Annotated in this window: 4 protein-coding genes; all 4 read left to right on the top strand. The window is 73.2% G+C overall.

Features of this window, described 5'->3' with window-relative positions:
• Positions 1-253 precede the first annotated feature (253 nt).
• The gene (gene purD, locus ACFWGJ_RS40215; RefSeq protein ID WP_387333910.1) at positions 254-1513 is read left to right on the top strand and encodes a phosphoribosylamine--glycine ligase; all 1260 of its coding nucleotides are present in this window, start codon (positions 254-256) and stop codon (positions 1511-1513) included.
• Positions 1514-1882: 369 nt separating this feature from the next.
• Positions 1883-3712: a hypothetical protein gene (locus ACFWGJ_RS40210; protein ID WP_387333911.1), complete on the top strand. Its 1830-nt coding sequence runs from the start codon at positions 1883-1885 to the stop codon at positions 3710-3712.
• Between the two features lie 329 nt (positions 3713-4041).
• Complete coding sequence (locus ACFWGJ_RS40205; RefSeq protein WP_387333909.1) at positions 4042-5562, top strand: N,N-dimethylformamidase beta subunit family domain-containing protein; 1521 nt, start codon at positions 4042-4044, stop codon at positions 5560-5562.
• A gap of 95 nt (positions 5563-5657) precedes the next feature.
• On the top strand, positions 5658-6557 hold the full coding sequence (locus ACFWGJ_RS40200) for a phosphoribosylaminoimidazolesuccinocarboxamide synthase (protein WP_387333908.1): 900 nt from the start codon (positions 5658-5660) through the stop codon (positions 6555-6557).
• Positions 6558-6583: the final 26 nt, after the last annotated feature.

The following is a 6583-nucleotide window of genomic DNA, read 5'->3' as shown; positions in this document are numbered from 1 at the left end:
GTTCCCCGCGCCCCTAAAGGCAAAAGCATGGGGCGCAGCCCCGCTTTTGAGGGGCGCGGGGAACTGCGCGGGCGACCCCCACCGGGCCCGCAGACGAAGGGGCAGGCAGGGGCGCAGCCCCGCCTTCAAGGGGCGCGGGGAACTGCGCGGCAAGCCCCCACCCACCCGCACCCGCCACAGATGCCCCACCGCCCCGTCCAGCCGCCCGACACCAAATCCCCCGCCGGCCAGGCGCCCCGCTACGCTGGCCCCCGTGAACGTCCTAGTAATCGGCGGCGGTGCCCGCGAACACGCCCTGTGCCGTTCCCTCTCCCTCGACCCCGACGTCACCGCGTTGCACTGCGCCCCGGGCAACGCCGGTATCGCCGACGTGGCCGAGCTGCACGAGGTCGACGCCCTCGACGGCAAGGCCGTGGCCGCGCTGGCCACGGACCTCGGCGCCGAGCTGGTGATCGTCGGCCCGGAGGCACCCCTCGTGGCCGGGGTCGCCGACGCCGTGCGCGAGGCGGGCATCCCGGTGTTCGGCCCCTCGCAGGAGGCCGCCCAGCTGGAGGGCTCCAAGGCCTTCGCCAAGGACGTGATGGCGGGCGCGGGCGTACCCACCGCCCGCTCGTACGTCTGCACGACCCCCGCCGAGGTGGACGAGGCACTGGACGCCTTCGGCGCCCCGTACGTCGTGAAGGACGACGGGCTCGCCGCCGGCAAGGGCGTCGTCGTCACCGACGACCTCGCAGCCGCCGCGGCCCACGCGAACGCCTGCGACCGCGTGGTCATCGAGGAGTTCCTCGACGGCCCCGAGGTCTCCCTCTTCGCGATCACCGACGGTGTGACGGTCGTCCCGCTGCAGCCCGCCCAGGACTTCAAGCGGGCCCTGGACGGCGACGAGGGTCCCAACACCGGCGGCATGGGCGCGTACTCGCCGCTGCCGTGGGCCGATCCGAAGCTGGTCGAGGAGGTCATGCAGACCGTTCTGCAGCCGACCGTCGACGAGCTGCGCCGCCGCGGCACCCCGTTCTCCGGCCTGCTGTACGCCGGTCTCGCGATCACCTCGCGCGGCGTACGGGTCATCGAGTTCAACGCCCGTTTCGGCGACCCCGAGACCCAGGTGGTCCTCGCCCGTCTGAAGACGCCCCTCTCGGGCATCCTCCTCGCGGCCGCGAACGGCACCCTCGCCGACCTCGAACCCCTGCGCTGGAGCGACGACGCGGCGGTCACCGTGGTCATCGCCTCGCACAACTACCCCGGCACCCCCCGCACCGGCGACCCCATCGAGGGCCTCGCCGAGGTGGCGGCCGAGGACGCCCCGCACGCGTACGTCCTGCACGCCGGTACGAAGCGCGACGGCGACGCCGTCCTCAGCGCGGGCGGTCGCGTGCTCTCGGTCACGGCGAGCGGCAAGGACCTCACCCAGGCCCGCACCCGCGCGTACAGGGCGGTTAGCCGGATCCGCCTCGACGGTTCCCAGCACCGTACGGACATCGCGGCGAAGGTCGCGGAAGCCGCCGCGGAGTAAACACAGTAACCCTCGGTTACGGGCTTTCACCTGCACCGTCTGCGACCACGCGACATCTCGCGCAGCACGCGCTCATGACGTGCTCAACCCCTTCGGGCCCCGGATCCGGCACAGGATCCGGGGCCCTTTCGTCAGCCACCTTTAGCCAAAGCCATTCCATCGAGTGACCGATCCCCCATCCGGCTGACGAGGGCCGGGGCCCCAACTAGGGTGCGGCGCAAAGCGTTCCGGCACTTGGCCCACCGGCATTGCGATGTCAGTCGCGGGTGCCACAGTGGGGGAGTGAGCAACACCATGGACGTCCGTCGGCGGTGGCTGGGTATGCACACGCCGGGCTGGCAGTAGGGGGTGACACCGGTCGTGTCCGGTATGGGAGTGGAGTTGGGTGCGCACACCGCGCGCTCACGGGCTCTCGCCGTGCTGCGCATCCGCAGCAGGGCGCTGGCCGTCGCCCTGCTGCCCGCGGCCGTCGCCGTCGTCCTGCTCGTCGGCGGGTCGACCGGGCACATCGACGGCCCCGGCTGGGGTGTGGTGCGCGCGGTCGTCACGGGGTTCGCCGCGTTCGTGCTGCTCTGCGCGGTGGGGGTCGCGCTGCTCGTCGCCCGTTCGCGGCCCGCCATGAGTCCGACCGTCCCGGTCGCCGAGGAGTCGGCGCCGGACCTCTACCGCATGGTGCGGGATCTGGCCGACCGCCTCGAAGTGCCCGCGCCCTCCGCGATAGCCCTCACCCCGGACTGCGACAGCTGGCTGGAGGACCGCACCCACCCGGCCCACATCCCGCCCCGCCCGGATTCCGGGGACGAGATGGAGGGCGGCCGGGTCCTGGGCCCCGCACACCGGCGTACGCCCGCCGCGCCCGTCCTCGTCATCGGCTCCCCCTTCCTGTGGTGGATGCGGGTCGGCGAGCTGCGGGCCGTGCTCGCCCCGGTCGTCGCGGGTACGGGACCCTCGGCGCACCCCGACATAGCCGCGGCCCGGCGTTTCGTACGAGGTCTCGACGCGGCCGTGGCGGTGGCCTCGGAGCCCTCGCGCGGGCCCCTGACCCGCATCGTGCTCGGGGTGGGAGGCTGGGTGGCGAGGATCATGCTGCGCGGCTGCCGCGTGCACGCCGCCGAGATGGAACGGGGCGTGGCGACCGCGGCGGCGGAGCGCGCACAGACGGTGGACTACGGCCTGCGGATCGTCGCGCAGGAGCAGGTGGGACTGGCGTACGCGGGCTGGGACCGGCTGCTGACCAGGGTCGCGCTGCCCGCCTGGCGCATGGGGCGGTGGCCGTCCCGGCTGGACGCGGGTGTCGTCGCGGCGCTCACGGAGCTGTCCCGGCGCGACCGGCTCGCCGAGGGCTTCACCTCCCGGCTCGGCGAACGGCCCGCCTGCGATCTCCTGGAGGAGCCGGGCGCGATCGACGAGGCGACGTCCTTGCTGGCCGCGCGCCTCTTCCACGGCGGCCCCGCCGAGACCGGACCCGACTGGGCGCCGGTCGACTGGGCGGAGTATCCGGACGAGGTAGTCGACCGCAAGTGGCGTACGGACGCGGCACGGCTCCACCGCGTACTGGACGGACTGGGCGTGAGCCGCGCGGCGGGCCCGGCGGCGTCGGAGCCGGAGGGGCCGACGCTGGACCGCGTCATGGACCACCTCACGTCGGCCGCGCCCTCGCTGCCGGAAGGCTCCCCGGAGTACGAGCAGCACGCCCCTGAGGGCACGGACATCGACGCGACGGCGTACGAGGCCGACGGCGGCCCGGAGAGCGACGAGGACGGCGTTCCGGCGACCGAGCGGAGCGCGGAGCTCGCGGCGGTGCTGAGCGCCGAGCTGGCGCGCGAGGAGGCCGCGACGACCGCCGGGTCCACGGCGTCTTCGGCGCCCTCGACGGCCTCCGCGGGACAGGGCGGCCCCGACCTGGCGCTCTGGGACGACGGCGCGCTGCCGCTGTTCCCCCTGCAACCGCCGCGTACGGGGCGCGAGTTGCTCGGCGACCATGTGACGGCGATGGTCTGCTGCGCGGCGATGGACACGGCCGGGGCGATGCCGGGGCTCGACTGGCTGGACGGCCCGTCGCTCCTCGTCAACGGCGAGCGCTCCGCCGACCTCGGCCCCCGCGTCCTCAGCCTCATCGAGGAGGGCGACCCCGCCCCCCTGCGAGCCTGGCTCCTGAACCTGGGAGTACGCCCGGAAAAGCCGGTCAGACTGGTCTGACCCCCAGAGCCCCCGCACCCCACCCCACCCACCCCACCCCAGGGGCGCGGGGAACTGCGCACCCAGCCCCCACGAACCCGCACGCCGCAGCGACCCCCCGCACCCCATCCCACCCAGGGGCGCGGGGAACTGCGCGCTCAGCCACGACGGACCCGCACGTCACGAACAACCCCGGCTCCGCCCATCTCTCCCCATCTCCCCACCCGCCACCAGCAATTAGCAACGAACGGTGACCGCACGCATGCGTAATGTGATGTGCTGGGTCCACCCGTGCCAGCCCGTGCACGGGAGCACACATGGGCAAGGACGTACGAGGGAGGGAACGTCACATGGGGACCGAGCAGATCCGCCGATGGGAGTCGGGAGCGCTGGCGCACGCCGTCACGGACCCATTCGGGCAGGGCCCCGTCCCCTGGCTGCGCGGCAGCGAGAACTACTTCGACGACACGGGCCACGTCGTCCCCTGGTACGTCGACCACGCCCCACCCCCCGGTGCGACCACCGCCCACGACCGCTACCGGAGCACCGGCCCGCGCGTCCCCACCCCGCGTGCGACCGCCGGAGACCCCCGCTCGGCGGACGACGTCCACCGGCAGATCAAGGGGTTCGCCTCCACCGGCGCGGTCGCCCCCGGCGAGGCCGTCGACTTCCACATCACGGTGGACCCGCCCCAGCAATTCGGCGTGGACATCTACCGCATCGGCCACTACGGCGGCGACGGCGCCAGCAAGATCACCACCAGCCCGCGGCTGGCCGGGATCGTGCAGCCCGCCCCGCTCACCGCGGACCGCACGGTCTCCTGCCACCACTGGTGGCTGTCCTGGCGGCTGCAGGTCCCGTCGTACTGGAGCATCGGCGCGTACGTCGCCGTCCTGACCACCGACGACGGGCACCGCTCCCACATCCCGTTCACGGTCCGCGACAGCCACCCCGCCGACCTGCTGCTCGTCCTGCCGGACATCACCTGGCAGGCGTACAACCTCTATCCGGAGGACGGGCGCACGGGCGCGAGTCTGTACCACGCGTGGGACGACGACGGCCGGCTGCTCGGCGAGGCCGACGCCGCGACGACGGTCTCCTTCGACCGTCCGTACGCGGGCGCGGGCCTGCCCTTGCACGTGGGCCACGCCTACGACTTCATCCGCTGGGCCGAGCGCTACGGCTACGACCTCGCGTACGCCGACGCCCGCGACCTGCACGCCGGCCGCGTCGACCCGACGCGCTACCGGGGTCTGGTCTTCCCGGGCCACGACGAGTACTGGTCGACGACCATGCGCCGTACCGTGGACGTCGCCCGCGAGCAGGGCACTTCGCTCGTCTTCCTCTCCGCCAACACCATGTACTGGCAGGTGGATCTGGCGCCCTCCGCGTCCGGCACCCCGGACCGCCTGCTCACCTGCCTCAAACGCCGTGGACCGGGCAGACCCGCGCTGTGGCGGGAGATCGACCGCCCGGAGCAGGAGCTCCTCGGGATCCAGTACGCGGGCCGGGTCCCCGAGGCCCACCCCCTCGTCGTCCGCAACGCCGACCACTGGCTGTGGGAGGCGACCGGAGCCCACGAGGGCGACGAGCTGGAGGGCATGGTCGCGGGCGAGGCCGACCGCTACTTCCCCCGGATCGCGCTCCCCGAGCACCAGGGCCGCATCCTCCTGTCGCACTCCCCGTACCGGGACACGGAGGGGACGATCCGCCACCAGGAGACGTCCCTGTACCGCGCGCACTCCGGGGCTCTCGTCTTCGCGGCGGGCACCTTCGCCTGGTCCCCGGCCCTGGACCGGCCGGGGCACACCGACGCCCGGATCCAGCGCGCCACGGCCAACCTCCTGGACCGCATCTGCAAACGCGACTGAGGCCGCCGGCCGGCGTCCCGCGCCGCCCCCTGGCCGAACCCGGACCTCCCGTACGGGAGAATCGAGGCATTCAGTCAGAACCACGGGGAGGAACCGTGTCCGGATTCGTCGAAAAGCCCGAGCCTCTTGAGGTTCCGGGTCTGGTGCACCTGCACACCGGCAAGGTGCGCGACCTGTACCAGAACGAGGCGGGCGACCTCGTGATGGTCGCCAGCGACCGCATCTCCGCGTACGACTGGGTGCTGCCCACGGAGATCCCCGACAAGGGCCGCGTCCTGACGCAGCTCTCGCTCTGGTGGTTCGACCAGCTCGCCGACCTGATGCCGAACCACGTGCTGGGCACCGAACCGCCGCCCGGCGCCCCCGCCGAGTGGCAGGGCCGCACCCTGGTCTGCAAGTCCCTGGAGATGGTCCCGGTCGAGTGCGTCGCCCGCGGCTATCTGACGGGCTCCGGTCTCGTCGAGTACAACGAGACCCGTACGGTCTGCGGTCTCGCGCTCCCGCACGGGCTGAGCGACGGCTCGGAGCTGCCCGCCCCGATCTTCACCCCGGCCACCAAGGCCGCCGTCGGCGAGCACGACGAGAACGTCTCGTACGAGGAGGTCGCCCGCCAGGTCGGCGCGGAGACCGCCGCCCAGCTGCGGCAGGCGACGCTGGCCGTCTACAGCCGCGGCCGGGACATCGCGCGCGAGCGCGGCATCCTCCTCGCGGACACGAAGTTCGAGTTCGGGTTCGACGGCGAGACGCTGGTCGTCGCCGACGAGGTGCTGACCCCGGACTCGTCCCGCTTCTGGCCGGCCGACGAGTGGGAGCCGGGCCGCGCGCAGCCCTCGTTCGACAAGCAGTACGTACGCGACTGGCTGACCTCCGCCGAGTCGGGCTGGGACCGCAAAAGCGAGCAGCCGCCGCCGGCGCTGCCCCAGCAGGTCGTGGACGCGACCCGCGCCAAGTACGTGGAGGCGTACGAGCGTCTGACGGGCACGCCCTGGACCTGAGCGAACCGCGGCGCCCACGAACGGGC

The organism is Streptomyces sp. NPDC060205 (genome assembly GCF_042728395.1).
Lineage (GTDB): Bacteria > Actinomycetota > Actinomycetes > Streptomycetales > Streptomycetaceae > Streptomyces.
The sequence above is the reverse complement of the archived record's forward strand: the minus strand, read 5'-3'. Positions and strand labels throughout refer to the sequence as shown.

Excerpts from the sequence above, each read along its gene's own strand:
- ACFWGJ_RS40205 (WP_387333909.1), top strand. The coding sequence starts at position 4,042 with ATGGGGACCGAGCAGATCCGCCGATGGGAGTCGGGAGCGCTGGCGCAC.
- ACFWGJ_RS40210 (WP_387333911.1), top strand. The coding sequence starts at position 1,883 with ATGGGAGTGGAGTTGGGTGCGCACACCGCGCGCTCACGGGCTCTCGCC.